9 protein-coding genes are annotated in these 17,572 nt (G+C 65.9%); 1 reads left to right on the top strand and 8 read right to left on the bottom strand.

All coding sequences use genetic code 11. The features are described 5' to 3' along the window. Positions 1–53: 53 nt before the first annotated feature. Both OZ10_RS06755 and OZ10_RS06750 read right to left on the bottom strand, forming a co-directional pair. Positions 54–1,562, bottom strand: coding sequence for a type I restriction-modification system subunit M (locus OZ10_RS06755; protein ID WP_039408830.1), 1,509 nt, complete (start codon positions 1,560–1,562; stop codon positions 54–56). A 15-nt stretch (positions 1,563–1,577) separates the two neighbouring features. Next, positions 1,578–2,165 (bottom strand): restriction endonuclease subunit S, encoded by a 588-nt coding sequence (locus tag OZ10_RS06750; RefSeq protein WP_039408833.1) that lies wholly within the window; start codon positions 2,163–2,165, stop codon positions 1,578–1,580. A 154-nt stretch (positions 2,166–2,319) separates the two neighbouring features. Between OZ10_RS06750 and OZ10_RS06745 the strand changes: the two genes are divergently transcribed. After that, on the top strand, positions 2,320–2,580 hold the full coding sequence (locus tag OZ10_RS06745; protein ID WP_039408836.1) for an XAC0095 family protein: 261 nt from the start codon (positions 2,320–2,322) through the stop codon (positions 2,578–2,580). Positions 2,581–2,653: 73 nt separating this feature from the next. Here OZ10_RS06745 and OZ10_RS06740 read toward each other — a convergent pair whose 3' ends face one another. From OZ10_RS06740 to OZ10_RS06710, 6 genes are all read right to left on the bottom strand, one after another. Further along, a complete protein-coding gene (locus tag OZ10_RS06740) occupies positions 2,654–4,489 on the bottom strand; it encodes a glycoside hydrolase family 35 protein (RefSeq protein WP_039408839.1) in 1,836 nt (611 codons plus the stop codon). Between the two features lie 185 nt (positions 4,490–4,674). After that, on the bottom strand, positions 4,675–7,017 hold the full coding sequence (locus tag OZ10_RS06735) for a GH92 family glycosyl hydrolase (RefSeq protein ID WP_039408842.1): 2,343 nt from the start codon (positions 7,015–7,017) through the stop codon (positions 4,675–4,677). Between the two features lie 136 nt (positions 7,018–7,153). After that, complete coding sequence (locus tag OZ10_RS06730; RefSeq protein WP_039408845.1) at positions 7,154–8,617, bottom strand: glycoside hydrolase family 125 protein; 1,464 nt, start codon at positions 8,615–8,617, stop codon at positions 7,154–7,156. 475 nt (positions 8,618–9,092) lie between these two features. Further along, on the bottom strand, positions 9,093–11,753 hold the full coding sequence (locus OZ10_RS06725) for a glycoside hydrolase family 3 C-terminal domain-containing protein (protein WP_039408848.1): 2,661 nt from the start codon (positions 11,751–11,753) through the stop codon (positions 9,093–9,095). A gap of 459 nt (positions 11,754–12,212) precedes the next feature. Continuing rightward, positions 12,213–14,915: a beta-mannosidase gene (locus OZ10_RS06715; protein WP_039408854.1), complete on the bottom strand. Its 2,703-nt coding sequence runs from the start codon at positions 14,913–14,915 to the stop codon at positions 12,213–12,215. A 21-nt stretch (positions 14,916–14,936) separates the two neighbouring features. Continuing rightward, complete coding sequence (locus OZ10_RS06710) at positions 14,937–17,372, bottom strand: family 20 glycosylhydrolase (RefSeq protein WP_052209980.1); 2,436 nt, start codon at positions 17,370–17,372, stop codon at positions 14,937–14,939. Positions 17,373–17,572 lie beyond the last annotated feature (200 nt).

The raw sequence follows: 17,572 nt of genomic DNA, 5'->3' as shown, positions 1-17,572 counted from the left end.
TTTCTGATGCGCCGGTGCCTTCGCTCTCGCTGGCCGGTGATGGCGGTGAGCGCTTACTCATACCCCAACTCCTTGAGGTAGCCAGCCATTTGCTCCTCCAGCTTGGCCAGTTCGGCCTTGAGCTGCTCGCGCTCACGGCGCACCGCCATCAGGTCGATTTCTGCTTCTTCCTCAAAGGTATCCACATAGCGTGGGATGTTGAGGTTGTAGTCGTTGCCGGCTATCTCGGACGGGCTGGCCAGGTAGGCGTACTTGTCCATGCTCTGGCGCGCCTGCACGGTGTCCAGGATGCGCTGTAGATCGCTTTCGCGCAGCAGATTTTGATTCTTGCCGTCCTGGTACTGCCGGCTGGCGTCGATGAACAGCACGTTTTTGTCTTTTTTCTTGGTGCGGAACACCAACACCGCCGCCGGGATGCCGGTGCCGTAGAACAGCTTTTCCGGCAGGCCGATCACCACGTCCAGCAGGTTTTCGTCGATGAGCTTCTGGCGAATGCGGCCTTCGGCGGCGCCACGGAACAGCACGCCATGCGGCACCACCACCGCCATGCGGCCGCTGCGCGGCTTCATGGTGGCGATCATGTGCAGGATGAAGGCGTAATCGCCCTTGGTGCGTGGCGGCAGGCCGCGGCGGAAGCGGTCGTGCGGATCGTTGTCGGCGCTGTCATGGCCCCACTTTTCCAGCGAGAACGGCGGGTTGGCGACGACGATGTCGAAGTCCTTGAGGTGGTTACCGGCCAGCAGCTTGGGGTTACGGATGGTGTCGCCCCATTCGATGCGGTGGTTGTCTTCGCCATGCAAGAACATGTTCATCTTGGCCAGCGCCCAGGTGCTGCCGATGGCTTCCTGGCCGTAGAGCGCGTACTTGCCGGTGCCGGTGCGCTCGCGGATCAGGCGGCCGCACTTGAGCAGCAACGAGCCGGAGCCGCAGGTGGGGTCGCAGATCTCGTCGCCTGGTTGCGGGTCCATCAGGCGCGCCATCAACGCGGAGACTTCTGGCGGGGTATAGAACTCACCGGCCTTTTTGCCGCTGCTGGAGGCGAAATTTTTGATCAGGTATTCATAGGCGTTGCCGATGATGTCCAGTTGGCCGATGCGCGAGGGGCGCAGGTTCAGCGCGGGCTTGGCGAAGTCTTCCAGCAGGTGGCGCAGCAGGTCGTTCTTCTGCTGTTCTTCGCCGAGTTTATTGGCGTTGAAGCTGATGTCCTGGAATACGTCGCGCAGCTTGCCCAGGTTGGCGTCTTCGATGGCGTGCAGGGCGGTGTCGATGCGCTCGCCATTGCCTGAACGGTGGCGCTGGTCGTACAGGGTATAGAAGTTGGCGCTGTGCGGCAGCACGAAGCGCTCGCTCTTGAGCAGTTCTTCGATCAGGCCGGGCTTGTTGCCGTGTTTGGTCTTGTAGTCGTCATAGTGGTCCTGCCAGACGTCAGAGACGTACTTCAGGAACAGCATGGTCAGCACGTAGTCCTTGTAGACGCTGGGATCCACTGTGCCGCGGAAAGTGTCGCAGGCGCCCCAGACGGCGGCGTTGATGGTGTCCTGGGCGATATCGGTCTTGCTCATGAAAATTCCAAAGGCTTAGGCGAGAAGGCGCTCGGCGAAGATCGCCAGCTCGGTGGTGCGGTTGTCGATCAGTGCGTGGAGGGTGGCGCGCTCGGCCTGTGCGGCCTGGTCGATGGCGATGGCGGCGTGTTGGACCTGTAGCGGGGGTAATCGAATCAGCGTGCTGTCCAGAACGGCGCGCCGAATGCTCAGCTGGTTGCTTCCTTCGGCAGATTGGCGCAGGTAACGTTGCGCCGGGGCCTGGTTGAGCTGCCATGCAAGAAAGGCTGGCAATAACCGGTGTGACGCCTTGACCCGGATGACATAGATGTGGGGCGAGCAAAGCGTGCGTGGCGGCGGTGCCTGTGCCAGCGCTGCGAAGGTGTGTGCGCCCCTGGCGATGAAGACGATGTCCTGGTCCTGGAGCCAGTCAGGCTCTTTGCGCCCTTCGACTTCTGTGGCAACAAGCGCGTTGTAGGCGCAAAGGCCGGTGCGCGTTACGTCCCTGGTCTGGATAACGCGGACGCTGCCGTCAGCGACTTCAGGGATCGCGCCTCTGAACGGATAGCCCATACGGGTATCGGCCAGTTCGGATAGAGTAAAATTGATTGCATGATTCGACATGAAGCATATAATGCATGCATTATCACCCATGAGTCAACAAATATTTTTCTTCAAATCAAATGATGCGATAGAAATAGGAAAAATTGCTCTGCTTAGCTGGTAGCATTCAAGCCAAGTGCGCAGCTGGCGCCACTTACCTGCTGCTGGAGGATGGATGAGACGAGGGCCCAACGCAGCCGGCTCACTGCCCGGCTACTACCTGCCAGAGCAGGCGCAGTACCGTTTGCAAAAGCTGGGAGACCACATGCGTTTTTTGGCGCGCATGGCCGAGCCGCGCACACGCAGCGAAGAGCAAGCACCGCGTGTGGCGATCCGGATGGACGAACTGGCGTTCTGCCTGGAGCTACTGGCCGAGCAGGTGCAACAGGTTCTTGAGCAAGCGCGCCTGCCGGCAACGCTAGACGTTGCCGAGTAAGTGACTGACAAAGGACGGCGCTTGCATTTGCGCCGCTGCGATCGCATTCCCGCTTCTGGAACAGCGGGCGTGGTCAATCGTTTGGCTTGAGCCACACCTGCTGCTTCAAGCCGCGCACGACCGGCTTGACCGTGCTGTCCAGGTCGAACACCACCACGGTGTTGTCGCCCTTGCGCTGGAACGGCGCGGGGAAATACAGCGCGGTCTGCGGGCCGATGGCCCAGTGGCGGCCGAGGTTGACGCCGTTGGCCCAGGCGAAGCCCTTGCCGAAGGCGCGCATGTCCAGATAGGTGTCGGTGGGCGTGCCGATGCGCAGCGTGCCGCGATGGAAGGCCGGGCCTTGCACCGGCTTGCGGGTCCAGCCGCGGATGCTGTCGGGGGCGTGCATCGGCAGCGGGAAGGCCTGCCAGCCGGTGAGGGGCTGGTTGTTTAGCAGCACCGGGTCGACCAGGCCGGCACGGCCGTCGGCCATGCGCGGGCCGTAATTGATACGGCCGCTGTTTTCGACCAGGACATCGAGGGTGTGTTGGCCGGCTGGAATATCCACGTCGGTGGACACCTGTTGCAGCCGGCGTTCGACGCTGCCGACCGGTCGTTGATCCACATACACACGCGCCACGTCGCGCACGTCGCCCAGATACAGCGGGCCCTTGCGCGGGCCAGTGATCGTGGTGCGGTAGAGGATGTAGCCGTAATCCTGGCCGAAGTGTTCCATCGGCTGCGGGGTGTCGATGGCGATCGGGGCGGGCAAGTTGTCCCACAGCGAGGCGGATTCGCGCAGCGGGGTTTCCGGCAGGGCGGCCATGGCGATCGGCGCGGGCAATGCGGGCGGTTGTACGCCGGTGACGCGGGTGATGGCGTCGCGCATCAGCGCGAACTTGGGCGTGGGGTGGCCGGCCTCGTCGAGGATGGCGTCGTAGTCGTAGCTGGTGGTCTGCGGCGCGTAGTGATCGCTGGGATTGCCCTGGAAATTGGCGCCATTCATGAAGCCGAAGCTGGTGCCGCCGATGAACATGTAGAGGTTGGCCGAATGGCCCTGGCGCAGGATCCATTCCAGTTCTTCGGTCTGTTGCCTGGCATCGGTTGCCGCATGCGGCTTGCCCCAATGGTCGAACCAGCCGGCCCAGTATTCGCCCACCATGCGCGGTTGCTCGGGGCGGAACTTGATCAGCTTGTCGAACGCGCTCTTGGCTTCGCCTGGCGCAAAATTCACCACGGCCAAGGTGTCGGGCAAGGTGCCGTTGGCGAGCATGTCGGCGCCGTCGGAGGTGAACAGCAATGCCTTGTCGAAGCCGGCCTTGACGAACATGGCGCGGTTGTCGGCCATGTAGGCGTGGTCGTCGTCGTAGGAGCCGTATTCGTTCTCGACCTGCACGGCGATGATCGGGCCGCCGTTGTGGTTGAGCAGCGGTTGCACCTGCTTGGCTACTGCGTCCAGATAGGCCTGGCTGGCGGCGAGGAAGCGCGGGTCGCGGCTGCGCACGCGGATATTGTCCTTGCCGAACAGCCAGGCCGGGTAGCCGCCGGCTTCCCACTCCGCGCAGGCGTAGGGGCCCGGGCGCAGGATGACGTTGAGGCCTTGTGCGGCGGCCTCGCGCACGAACGCGGCGACATCGTTGTTGGCGTCGAAATCGAACTGGCCTCGTTGCGGCTCCACCAGGTTCCAGAACACGTAGGTCTCGACGGTGTTCAAGCCCAGGGCGCGCGCCTTCTGCAGGCGGTCTTTCCAGTAGGCACGCGGGATGCGCTGGAAATGGATGGCGCCGGAGAGGATCTGATACGGCTTGCCGTCGCGCACGAACTGCGTGCCCTGCGTGCCGACGGCGGGCCAGGATTCGGGCGTTGCAGCAGCGGCGGGCAGCGCGAGCGCCAGGGCCAGGACCAGGGGAGCAAGAGTGGTACGCAGCATGGAGGTCTCGATGTAGGTGGGGCCGATGGTGCGGGTGGATGGAGGCGCTGGTGTTTGCGTACTGCCCTCATCCGCCCTGCGGGCACCTTCTCCCGCTTGCGGGAGAAGGAAAGGCAATGCCCCGCTTGCGGGAGAAGGGTGAGCAATGCCTGCTCGCGGGAGCACGCGGCAGTTGCGCAATCGCGTTACGCAAACGACGGTGGCAGATCCTTCTTGTCAGCGCCGAAGGCCGGGTTCGGCTTGGGTCCCATCGCAAATTCCAGCGTGCCACCGGCAGCCAGCTCGGTGTGGCGCAGCCAGGCGCGGGTGAGCGGCTTGCCGTTCCAGGTCAGCGATTGCACGTACACGTTCTGCGCGCCGTTGTTGTTGGCCACGATGCGCAGGGTGCGGCCGTTGCCCACATCCAGCGTGGCGCGCTTGAACAACGGGCTGCCCACGATGTAGTTGCCGCTGACCGGATCCACCGCGTACAGCCCGAGCGCGCTGAGCACGAACCACGCGCTCATCTGCCCGCAGTCTTCATTGCCAGACAGGCCGTTACGCGCGTCGTGGTACTGCTCGCGCAGCAAGCGGCGCACCATCGCCTGGGTCTTGTACGGTTGCCCGGCATAGGCGAACAGATACGCCACGTGGTGACTGGGCTCGTTGCCGTGCGCGTACTGGCCGACCAGGCCGTCGATGTCCGGCGGTGCGTCGGCGGGCAGCTCGGAACTGGTGGAAAACAGCTCGTCCAGCTTGGCGACGAAGCCATCGCGGCCGCCGTACAAGTCCATGTAGCCGTACAGGTCGTGCTGGTTGAGGAAGGTGGCCTGCCAGGCATTGGACTCGGTGAAATCGCGCCACTTGGCGATATGCCCCATGCCACGCGGGTCGAACGGTGTGGCCCAGCTGCCGTCGGCAAGCCGCGCCTGTACGAAGCCGCTGTCGCGATTGAAGACGTTGCGGTAATTGCGCGAGCGTTCGCGCAATGCGCGTGCATCGTCGCTGGCGCCTGCGGCTTGCGCCAGATGTGCGCAGGCCCAGTCGTCGTAGGCGTATTCGAGCGTGCGGCTGACCGCTTCGTCCACCTGATCGGCGGGGATATAACCGAGTTTTCGGTATTCGCCCAGGCCGTGTGTGGTGTCGTCCATCGCACGTTTGCGGTACGCGGGCCACGCGGCCTTGTAGTCGATGCCGGTGAAGCCCTTGGCATGCGCTTCGGCCAGGACCACGGCCGAGTGGTAGCCGATCATGCAGCCGGTTTCCACGCCTTGCAGCGGCCAGATGCCCACGCCGTCCGGGCATTCGTTGGCGCCGCGCACCAGGCATTGCACCAGGTCGGGCACGCGCTCTGGCTGTACCAGCGTGAGCAGCGGATGCGCGGCGCGGTAGGTGTCCCACAATGAGTAGGTGCTGTAGTTGTGGTAGCCGGCAGGCGCGGTGTGGATCTGCAGGTCCATGCCGCGGTAGCGGTTGTCCACATCGGAAAACAGCGTGGGCGCCAGCAGGCTGTGATACAGGCCGGTGTAGAAGATGCGCCGTTGCGCGTCGTCGTCGCTGTCGATGCGCACGCGGGCCAGTTCTTTTTCCCAGGCGGCCACGGCCTGCGCATGCACGCCGGCGAAGTCGAAGTCGGGCAGTTCGGCGTCCAGGTTGGCCAATGCGTTGTCGGCGCTGACCGCGGAGATGCCGACCTTGATCAGCAGCGGGGCGTCGGACGCATCGGGGAAGTGCAGCGCAGCCTTGAGATGCGTGCCATCGCTGCTGCGCGCATCGGCAGCCAGCGGTTGGTCTTCGTTGTACAGCTGCACGCGTTTGAACGGCCGCGAGACGCGCAGCGCGAAGTAGATGTAACGGCCTTTGGCCCATTGATACACGCGACGCCCACCGGTGAGGGTCTGTGCGTCGACCACACGCAGCTGCGCATCGCTGACGCGGGTGGGAATGCCCGGTTTGTCCTGCATGCCGTGGCACAGGTCCAGCAGCACGTGGGCCGGCTTGCCCTTGGGGAAGTGGTAACGGTGCAGGCCTGCGCGCGCGGTGGCGGTGAGTTCGGCATGCACGCCGCTGTCCTTGAGGCGCACGCGGTAGTAACCGGGCGATGCGGCTTCATCGGCATGGTCGTAGCGCGAGCGGTAGCCGGCGTCCGGATTGTCGAGCGGACCTGGCACCAGCCTGACCTCGCCGGTGGCGGGTACCAGCAGGAAGTCCAGCATGTCGCCGATGCCGGTGCCGGACAGATGCGTGTGCGAGAAACCCATGATCGAGCCGTCGGACTCGTGATAGCCCGAACACGAATCCCACACCGCGTTGTAGGTGTCCGGGCTCAGCTGCACCATGCCGAATGGCAGCGTGGCGCCGGGGAAGGTGTGGCCGTGGCCACCGGTACCGATGAAGACATCGACATGGCGGGTGAGATCGGCGCGGGTGCGTGCGTCGGCCGGCAGCGCGTAGTTGCCGGCGCGCGCGCGGGCCATGCCGGGCAGGCCGACGCTGCCGAACAGGGCGGCGGCGATGGCGCCTTGGAGAAAACCGCGTCGTGTTGCCATGTGTGTGGTCTCGGAGTTTGCGGGCCGATGCCGGGGCACCCTCATCCGCCCTTCGGGCACCTTCTCCCGGCGGGAGAAGGGAAGATCAAGCGCTGCGCGGTGACGCATGCGAAGGGCGGTCAGGCCCTTCGCAACATCAGGCGCTACGCAGCAGCTGGGGTTTGCGTTGATGCAGGTCGATGATCAGTTCGCCGAACAAGGTGTTGGCCCAGGCGAACCAGTCGCGGGTGAAGGTGCTCGGGGTGTCCTTGTCGAACGCCTCGTGCATGAAGCCGGTGCCGGCGTGGGTAGTCTTCAGCCACTGCAGGCATTGGCGCAGTTGTGCGTCGTCGTCGCTGACCAGCGCGTACTGCACGATGGACATCGGCCAGATGGTGCCCATGCCGCTGTGCGGGCTGCCGACGCCTTCTGCGGCGGTGCCGCGTGAGAAATACGGGTTGCGTTCGCTCCAGGCCAGCTGGCGCGTGCGCAGGAACACCGGGTCGGCGCGATCGCAACAGCCCAGGTAGGCCAGGCTGAGCAGGCCGGGCGCGTTGGCGTCGTCGATGAAGAGCTGGTTGCCGAAGCCGTCCACTTCGAATGCCCAGTACGCCTGCCCATCGCTGTCGCGCAGCTGCCCGAACTGGCGGGTGGCGGTGTCCACTTCATCGGCCAGTGCGGTGCACTCGGCGGCGAAAGCCGTGTCGCGATGCAATGCCGTGCTCATCGCGGCCAATTGCCGCAGCGAGGTCACCGCAAACAGGTTGGCGGGCACGAACAACGGAAACACGCAGGCGTCGTCGGACGGGCGGAACATCGAGTGGATCATGCCGTTGGGCTTGGTCGGCTGGCCGTAGCCTTCCAGCACCAGGGTTTCGGTGGCCAGCGGGGAGGGGCGCTGGAACACATACGGGCCGCGGTTGTCCTTGCGCTGCTGCTCGCGGAAGGTGCGCACCACCACGTGCATCGCTTCGCGCCAGTCGTCGTCGAACGGTGCGGCATCGCCGGTGGCGCGCCAGTATTCGTGCGCGATGCGGATCGGGTAGCACAGCGAATCCACTTCCCACTTGCGCTCGCCCACGCCGGGCTTCATCTCGGTGATGTCGTTGAGCGACCACTTCAGGCGCTGGGTCTGGCCATCGGGCAGGAAGGCGTTGGCGTAGGGGTCGAGCTTGATGCACGCGGCCTGGCGCTGGATCAGGCCATGAAACATGCGGCGCAATGCAGGGTCACGCCTGGCCAATGGCACGTATGGATGTACCTGCGCAGACGAATCGCGCAGCCACATCGCATGGATGTCGCCGGTGATGACGAAGGTGTCCGGCTTGCCGTTGCGGGTGCCGGTTTCCACGGTGGTGTCGAGCGTGTTGGGGTAGCAGTTCTCGAACAGCCAGGCCAGTTCCGGGTCGGCGATCTGCGCCTTGATCTGCACGATCTGCTGCTCGACCGCCTTGCTGACGAAGCGGCGCTGCGCCTTGGGCGGGCGCTTGCTGACGAATGCGCCGCCGGCAGTGGACGCACGTGCAACAGGCGCGGCCGCGAACGCGGGCAGGGCGCTGGCCAGCAAACCGGCACCGGCGCTGGCGCCGAGCAGCTGAAGGATGTCGCGGCGGGTATGCATGACCTCAAGACTCCATGGGTTCGACCGGCGATCCGCACGACCCTCATCCCTGCGCTGGCGGCCGCCACACGGCAGCTGGAGCGATGAGACCTATGCATGACCAATTCCCGATGACCATACAACGTGTTCGCCGAATGTGCATAGTGCGCCCGCACAATTCGTTGCCGTATGCGGGCCGTTTCGATGGCGGAGTGGCGGGCTGGTCCGCGGCCTGCCCCTCTGCACGCAGGCCGCGACCCGTCTTCGGGAACGCCCGCCGGGCGCCACGTCCAGCCCGCACGTCGGCACTCGCTCCGGCCGCCTTGCAGCGGGCATCGTCAGTACCGATCAACGCGCCGACAGGGGGGGCGTAGGCATGCACGGCGCTGCCTCCAGCAGGCGTGGTGCGCCGTCGACACTTCACCGACGTCCGCGCACCTGTTGTCCACCTGCGCCGGTATGGCCGGCGACTGCATGCGTCCGCTCGACGCGGCGCTTACTTCGGCAACGGCGAACGCCCTGAGATCGAGAACGCCGCCGCATCGCCGGCTACGCCGGTGCCCGGCTGCCCGCCGCCGACAAACAGCGTGTAGTTGCCGGCTTCCACCGCGCGTTGTCCAGTGCGGTCCACATCGCTCAGGGCACGCGCATCCAGCGTGAAGGTGAGTTCGCGCTGTTCACCCGGTTTGAGGTGCACGCGTTGGAAGCCGACCAGGCTGCGCAGCGGCGACTGCGGGCGGTCCGGGTATTGCAGATACACCTGCGCCACTTCATCGCCGGCACGCGCACCGGTATTGCGCACGGTGGTGGTCACCTGCAGCGTGCTGCCGGCCTGCAGCGTAGTGGTGGACAGGCGCGGCGCCGCATACGCAAAGCTGGTATAGCTCAGCCCGTAGCCGAACGGAAACAGCGGCTCGCCCTTGAAGTAGCGATAGGTGCGGCCCTTCATGTCGTAGCTGACGTACGCCGGCAGATCTTTGGTGGAGCGGTAGAACGTCACCGGCAGGCGCCCGCCGGGGTTGTCGTCGCCGGCCAGCGCACGGGCAATCGCGGTGCCGCCGGACTGGCCCGGGTACCACGCGGCCACGATCGCATCGGCGTGGGTGTTGGCCCAGTTCACTGCCACGGCGCTGCCGCTCATCAACACCACCACCAGCGGCTTGCCGGAGGCCTTTGCGCGTTCCAGCAGGGCTTGCTGCGGGGCGGGCAGGGCGATGTCGTTGCGGTCGCCGCCGTCGAAGCCGGGCACATCGATGCGCAACTCTTCGCCTTCCACATCCGGCGACAGGCCGACGAAGGCCACCACCGCGTCGGCCTGTGCCACGGCCTGCTCGGCTTCGGCCAGTTGCGCCGCGGCAGGGGCCAGCCATTCCAGGCGCACGCCCTGGTCCTGGCCGCGGTGCTCCATTTCCAGGCGGATCTTGCGCGGGCGGGTATCGTCGAAATGCAGCACGGTTTCCACGCTGCGGCCGTCGGCGTTGTGCATGCCGGCCGGCACGTGCTTGTCTTCGGCATTGCCGGCAACCACCAGCTTGTCGTCGATGTACAGCCGCACCGGGTCGTGGCCGCTGCAATCGAAGCAGCGCGCTACACGCACCGCCAGGGTGTAATCGCCGGCACCGGGCGGCAGCAGTTCGCCGCTCCAGCGCACGGCGTAACGATCCGCTGGTACGCCCTTGGCCGGGGCGACCTGATCCCAGTTGAAGCTCACCACGCGGTCCTGCCGCACCACGCGTGCCGTGCCGGTCATGTCCACGTTGTCGAAATATTCGCCACGCAGCCCCGGTTTGCCGTCGCTGCGCAGGGCGGTTTCCGGAATCATGCCCGGCACGCCGGCAGCCAACGGCGCGCCTTGCGCGTAGCGCACCTGCTGGATGCCGAAGCGCTCGCGCAGGCCGAGCAATGGCGTCACCGGCGCAGCGGAGGTGCCCTGGTAGTTGGCCTCCAGCGCGGCCAGTGCATCGGCATTCGGGCCGATCACCGCCAGCCGCGTGCCGGCGTTCAGCGGCAGCGTGGCATTGGCGTTTTTGAGCAGCACGATCGATTCGGCAGCTGCCTGCAAGGCCAACGCACGGTTGGCGCGGCTGTCGATGTCCTTGGCGCCCAGCCGCGCGTACGGATCCTTGCGCGGGGCTTCCAGTTCGCCCAGCCGATAGCGTGCTGCAAACAGGCGCACCAGCGATTGATCCAGCAGCGCCTCGTCCACTTCGCCGCGTTCGATGGCGGTGCCGAGTTCGCGATAGGCATGCCCGCAGTTGAGATCGTGCCCGGCCTTGAGCGCTGCGGCGGATGAGCCGGCATTGTCGGGGCGGAAGTAATGGAACTGGGTCATGTCGTCCACCGCATCGCAGTCGGACACCACAAAGCCCTTGAAGCCCCAATCGCCACGCACGCGGCCATTGAGCAGCCAGTCGGCCGCGCACGCCGGGGTGCCATGCAGCGAGTTGTACGCACACATCACCGAGCCGGCCTGGCCCTCGACCAGCGCCGCGCGAAAGGCCGGCGTGTAGGTCGCCTCCACATCGCGCGGCGAGACGTCCACATCGAACCCATGCCGGCCCGGCTCCGGGCCGCTGTGCACGGCGATGTGCTTGGGCGTAGCGATCGTGCGCGGATGGTCGAGATCATCGCCCTGCAAACCGCGGATGAAACCGACCGCCAGTTGCCCGGTGAGGAAGGGATCCTCGCCGTAGGTTTCCATGCCACGGCCCCAACGCGGGTCACGGAAGATGTTGATGTTGGGCGACCAGATGGTCAGCCCGGCGTAGCGCGGGTGGTCCTTGCCGGGGCCGCCGGCCTGGTTGAACTTGGCGCGCGCTTCGGTGGAGACCACGGTGCCCACCTGCTGCATCAGTGTGGTGTTCCAGCTTGCCGCCAGGCCAATGGCCTGCGGAAACACCGTGGCGTAGCCATTGCGGGCGATGCCGTGCAGGCCTTCGCTCCACCACTCGTAGGCAGGGATGCCAAGGCGTGGAATCGCCGGTGCATCATTCATGGCCTGGGCGACCTTTTCGTCGCGGCTCATCTGCGCCACCAGCGCGGTCGCGCGCTGTTCGGGCGTGCTGCTGCGGTCGGCGGGCACGGCGAGTGCGAGACAGGGCAGGCCAAGGCTCAGGCCCAGTGCAATGGCAAGACGCGAGACAAACACGGATGACATCGATCTACTCCTGCGCAGCGGTGAGATCCGCCGGGCGTTGTTCTGTGAGTGCCGCAAGGGGCTGCGGCAGGGTGGGGATGCGGCGCGGCGGTGTCATGCGCGCCGTTGGGTGGGTGGCTGTTGCTGGCGGCGCGGCGGGCCCTCATCCGCCCCTGCGGGGCACCTTCTCCCGCCAGCGGGAGAAGGACATCCAGCGCGAAACGAGGGCACGCGAGCGAGGAGCAAGCCACGTATCCGATGGCACGCAAGCGAGGAGGAAGGCACGCATCCGAGCGCACGCATGGCAGAACATCGCCTCCTCCTCCCGCCCGGCAGAACATCGCTTCCTTCTCCCGCCTGGCAGGTCATCGTCTCCTTCTCCCGCCTGGCGGGAGAAGGTGCCCGAAGGGCGGATGAGGGCCATTCCATCCCTCATGATGAGGGCCATTCCATCCCTCATGATGAGGGCCATCCCCTCCCTCATTTCGCCGCCGCTGCCTCCGGTGGCTCCGGCGGCGCACCGGCCAGCGTCGATGCCAGGTCGCGTACCTGCAACGCAGCCTGCAGCTGCGCCATCGGCAGCTTGCTGGACACGTGCAGCGTCAGCGGTTCGCCCGGCAGCAGGTCGAAGGCGTTATCGGCCACGGTCACCTCCAGGTCGCCGAACGACAGCCACACCTCGCGCGCCAGCGTGTCGCTGGTCAGGGTCAGCGCATAGCCATCGCCATCGGCGCGCCATTGGCTGTCGATCTTTGCCGTTGGCAACGCGAGCTGCTTGGCCGGTGCGAAGAACACCACCTCACGCGACAGCAGCGTGTCGCCCTCCAGCAGCTCGAACACTGCATAGCTGCGTTTGGGGTCGGCCTTGCCCAGCAGTTGCGCATCGCTGAAGTCGCCTACCTGCAGGCTGCTCAGCGGCTTGAGGGTGGCCTTTTGCTCGCGCTTGCTCAGCACCTTGCCGTCCATGCCCATCACCCGCATGCGCCAGCGCGCATCCAGGGCCGTGGTGCGGTCGGACACCAGCGAGACCTTGGTCTGGCCCTTGTCGTTGCGCAGCGCGGCGATCATTTCCGGCGCGTAGAAGCGGCGCGCGTGGTACTGCAGCGCCTTCCAGCGGCCGTAGTAATCCACGCTGGACCACGACGCGCCCGGCCACACGTCGTTGAGCTGCCAGTACAGCGAGCCCATCGACTGCGGGCGCGAGGCGCGCAGATGCGAGGCGGCCAGGTTGATGCCTTCGGCCTGCATCAACTGGCTCAGGTAGACGAAGCTCTCGAAATCCTTGGGCTCGCCAAACTCGCGGCGGATGTACAGCATCAGCCGCTTGTTGCCATTGCCCTTGTCAAACTTCTGGTGCGCGCGCATCACCGGCGATTCGGGGTCCATGTCGGCCGCATCGGCGAACACGCGCACGGTACGCATGTCCGGGAACGACTGCAGCCCGTACTCGGACATGAAACGCGGGGTGACGTTGAGGTATTCGGTGACCGGCAGGGCGGGGCCGCCCCACACCTTCCAGTAATGCATGTCGCCATCATTGGTCTGGTCGGCAGCGCCATCGAAGTTGGTGCCCGGCGAGGTAGCCCAGTACGGCACATCGCTGTCGTAGGTGGCCACCACTTCGCGGAACACGGTGCCGAACAAGGTCGTCATGCCACGTTCCACCCGGGCGCGTTCTTCCGGGTCCAGCGATTGCTTGAACTTGACCCGGTCGCCCCAGTTTTCCCAACCGGTCTGTACTTCATTGTTGCCGCACCACAGCACCACGCTGGGGTGGTCGCGCAGCCGCTTGACCTGTTCGATCGCCTCCTGCCGGGTATTCTCGCGGAACTCCACGTCGTATGGCGGTACCGCGCCGCCGAACATGAAGTCCTGCCAGATCATGATGCCCAGCTCGTCGGCCACCTCGTAGAAGTGGTCGTCCTGGTAATGCCCGCCGCCCCACATGCGCAGCATGTTCATGTTGGCATCGCGCGCATCCTGCAGGGTGCTGCGCATGCGCTCGGCAGTGACGCGCGAGGGGAAGGCGTCCAGCGGGATCAGGTTGGCGCCCTTGGCGAAGATCGGGATGCCGTTGATCACGATCTCCATGCTCTTGCCCCACTGGTCCTTCTCGCGGCGCAGCTCCACCGAGCGCAGGCCGGTCACGCGTTTGATCTGCTGGCTGTCGCCATCGGCGTCGCGCACGTTGGCGACAAAGGTGTAGCGGTCCTGCGCGCCGTAGCCGGCCGGAAACCAGCGCTTGGGCTTGGCGATGCGCACGGCCAGGTCGATGCGGTTCTGGCCCGGGTCGACTAACGCGTCCTGGGTGAACTGGCCAACTTTTTGCCCATCCGGGCCCAGTACATCCAGCGTCACCTGCACCGGCCCGCTGCGGCCGGCCTGCAGTTCCAGCTGCGCCTGCAGTTGCGCGGCGTCGGCGTCGACGCGTTGCTGGGCGATATGCAGCCCGTCCACGCGCACCGCATCCCACGCTTCCACGCGAACGTCCTTCCAGATGCCGGCATTGACCATGCGCGGGCCCCAGTCCCAGCCGTAGCTATACGGCGCCTTGCGCACATAGGTCGAACTATGGCGGCCATCGGGCTCATCGCCGAACGCCGAATCGTAGGCGCCCGGCAGCGCATACGGCTGCTTGGCCAGCCACGGCTGGATCTTCTTGATCGGCGAAAGGAACTTGATTTCCAGCACGTTGTCGCCGCGCTTGAGCAGCGGTTTGGCGTCCACGCGCCACTGCCGGAACATGTTGTCAGCACTGAGCAGCGTCTTGCCATTGAGGGTGACCTCGGCGAGCGTATCCAGGCCGTCGAACACCAGTTCCACATGCTCGCGCTTGAGCATCGCCGCATCCACATTGAAGCGGGTCTGGTATTGCCAATCGCCTAAGCCCGCCCACTGGATCTTGCCTTCGTTGTCGCGCAGGAACGGGTCGGGCACCACCTTGGCGGCGATCAGGTCGGTCTGCACCACGCCCGGTACCTGCGCCGGCATCCAGCTGGCGGCCTTGGGGTAGGTCTTGGCCTGTTCCTGCCCCGGCACCAGGCGCACCTGCCAGCCGCTGTCCAGGGTCACGGCCGTGGGCGGTGCCGCCCAGGCCTGTGAGATCGCGAAGGCCAGGGCAAGCCCGAGCCGGGCGGGCGTGAGCATGGACGAGGCGGGGGCAGTGCGGTGCGACAGGGGCATGGGTGGATCTCCTTGGATGGGTCAGCGCGTGGCGGCGGGGGGCGCCTGCGCGGTGGTTTCAATCAGTTGAACGGCGCCGATGGCATACAACGGGCCGCGAATGGGCGCGGTGAAGCGCAGGCAGAGATCGTGGATGCCGGTGCGCGCAGGCAGTGGGGCTTCCAGGGTGAATTGCTCGCCCAGGGTGTCGCTGCGCGGCAGTTGCACGCTGGCGATCAGCTCGCCCTCGCAGCCCTGGCGCACTTCCAGCTCGCCGCCGCGGGTGTTGGCCGGGTACTGCACCACCTTGGATTGCTCGTGCGCCAGACCGAAGTTGTTGGGCAGGCGCGCGGCGTCGATGCGGATGGCGCCGATACCATCCAGGCGCGCCTGCGGATACATGCGGCAGGCATGGAACAGGTCGACGTTGTAGACCGGCGTGTCGGCGCCGGTCATCTCCGGCAGCAGCGGCAGGCGCAGGCCGAGTGCGCCCTGTCCGACGCAATGGCGCAGTCCCTGCGTGTCCACGCGCAACAGTGAGGTGCGATCGAAGCTGTGGCTGCGCGTCGCCGCCAGCGGCATGCCATCGGCAGTGAACGCAGTGGCCTTGACCGTGGTGGGCAATTGAATCGCAAAGGGTGCCTGGTAGCGCGGCGATGCAGGCGTCGGGTCGCTGCCGTCGATGGTGTAGTGGAGCACGCCGGCGCCGGTCTGCGTGCTCAGCGCCACCTTGGCCGGGCCGCCGGCCAGCACCGGGTTGGGGCCGTTTTCCAGGCCGATCTCCGCGGCGAAGGCACCGTCGCTATAGTCGATGCCCAGCGCCTTGTAGCGCTGCAGCTGTGCCGGCAGGCGCGCCAGAAAGCTGCTCCAATCGCGCGCTGCCACCGGCGACCAGGTCATCTCTGCTACCGCGGACAGACGCGGAAACAACGCGTGATCCACATGCCAGCGCGAGGGGATGTATTCGGACCACAACGCGCTCTGCGCGCCCAGCACGTGCCTGGCCTGGTCGGCGGTGAGATCGGCCGGCACCGGGTCGAACGCGTAGACCTTGGACAACGGCAGCACCGTCAGGCGACCGTTCGGTTCGTCGCTGCGCGTGGTCTGCAAATTGTCCAGATACAGCCAGTCGCCCGGTGCCAGCACCACATCGTGGCCTTGCCTGGCCGCGGTCACCGCACCTTCGACGCCGCGCCACGACATCACCGACGCACTCGCCGGCACGCCGCCTTCCAGAATTTCATCCCAACCGATCATGCGCCGACCGTGCCGGGTGAGGTAGGCGGCCAGCTGTTCGTTGAACCAGCCTTGCATTGCGTGGGCGTCCTTGACCCCGAGCTTGCGCATCTGCGCGCGCACCGCGGGCGAGGCTTCCCATTGATCCTTCACCGCCTCATCGCCGCCGATGTGGATGTAGGTCGAGGGGAACAACGTCAACACTTCATCCAGCACATTGGTGATGAAGGTCAGGCTGCGTTCGCTGGTGTTGAACAGATACGGGTTGACGCCCCAGTCCACGCCCACCTGGGTGCGCACACCGGGCACGCCCACTTCTTCCGGATAGGCGGCAACGGCTGCCTGCGCATGGCCAGGCATGTCCAGCTCGGGCAGCACGGTGATGTGCAGGCGTGCGGCATACGCGACGATTTCGCTGATCTGTTCCTGCGTGTAGAAGCCACCGGAGCGCTCCGGCGTGCCGTGCCGGCCGGCACCCGGCGGCGTGCGCCAGGCACCGACCTCGGTGAGCTTCGGGTACCGCTTGATCTCGATGCGCCAGCCCTGGTCATCGGTGAGATGCCAATGCAGCACGTTGAGCTTGTGCACGGCCATCGCATCGAGCACATGCTTGACCGTGTCGACATCGTGGAAGTGACGGGCCACGTCCAGATGCTGGCCACGCCAGCCGAAACGTGGCCAGTCGCGGATGGCGACCGCGGGCACGGCCACCGCGCCCTTGCGTGCATCCGGGGTCATCAACTGCCAGGCGCTGATGGCGCCATGGAACAGGCCGGCACCGTCGCGCGCGTCGATACGGATACCGTTGGCATCCACGTCCAGGCTATAGCCTTCCGGGTGTGTCACCGTGGCCTGCGCGTTGCGTTGCAGACGGATGCTGGCGGGCGAGGGCGTTGCTTCTGCACGCACTTCCAGTGCGAGCCCACGCGTATGCTTGAGCAGGCCGGCAAGATGCTCGGCGCTGCGCCGCGTGTCGGCATCGCCCGCGGGGATCGAAATCACCGTGCCGGCGCCGACGGTAAAACTGCCGGCACTGCGTGTGGCCTCCACCGGTGCGGGAATCAGCGGCAACGGTGCCGTGGCGGACGCCGGCGCCACCGCAGCGCCCGCGCTTGCCACCGCCGGCGCCGTGCCTGCCTCGCGCTTGCCGCATCCGGCCAGCGCCAGTACGGCCAGCGACAACGCAAGCAACCGCAACGGCAACGTCGTGAGTGACGGCAGGTACGTTGCTCGCCTGTCCATCAACAGCGCCCTCGACAACAGCATGCGTGGCGTACGGCTGAGGTTGGACATCATGCAATCACATCCCGGGATGACGGAGAGCGTGTGGCCGCACTGTTGCATGCGCGCAGCCAAGTGGAACGACACCATATCGCATCGACAGCCTTGCTCGCTCCTGCCGAAGACATCGAAGCGCGGCGGCCCTGCACAGTAGCAAAGCC

The organism is Xanthomonas cannabis pv. cannabis (assembly GCF_000802365.1).
Classification (GTDB): Bacteria; Pseudomonadota; Gammaproteobacteria; order Xanthomonadales; family Xanthomonadaceae; genus Xanthomonas; species Xanthomonas cannabis.
This window is presented reverse-complemented; position numbering and strand designations above follow the sequence as displayed.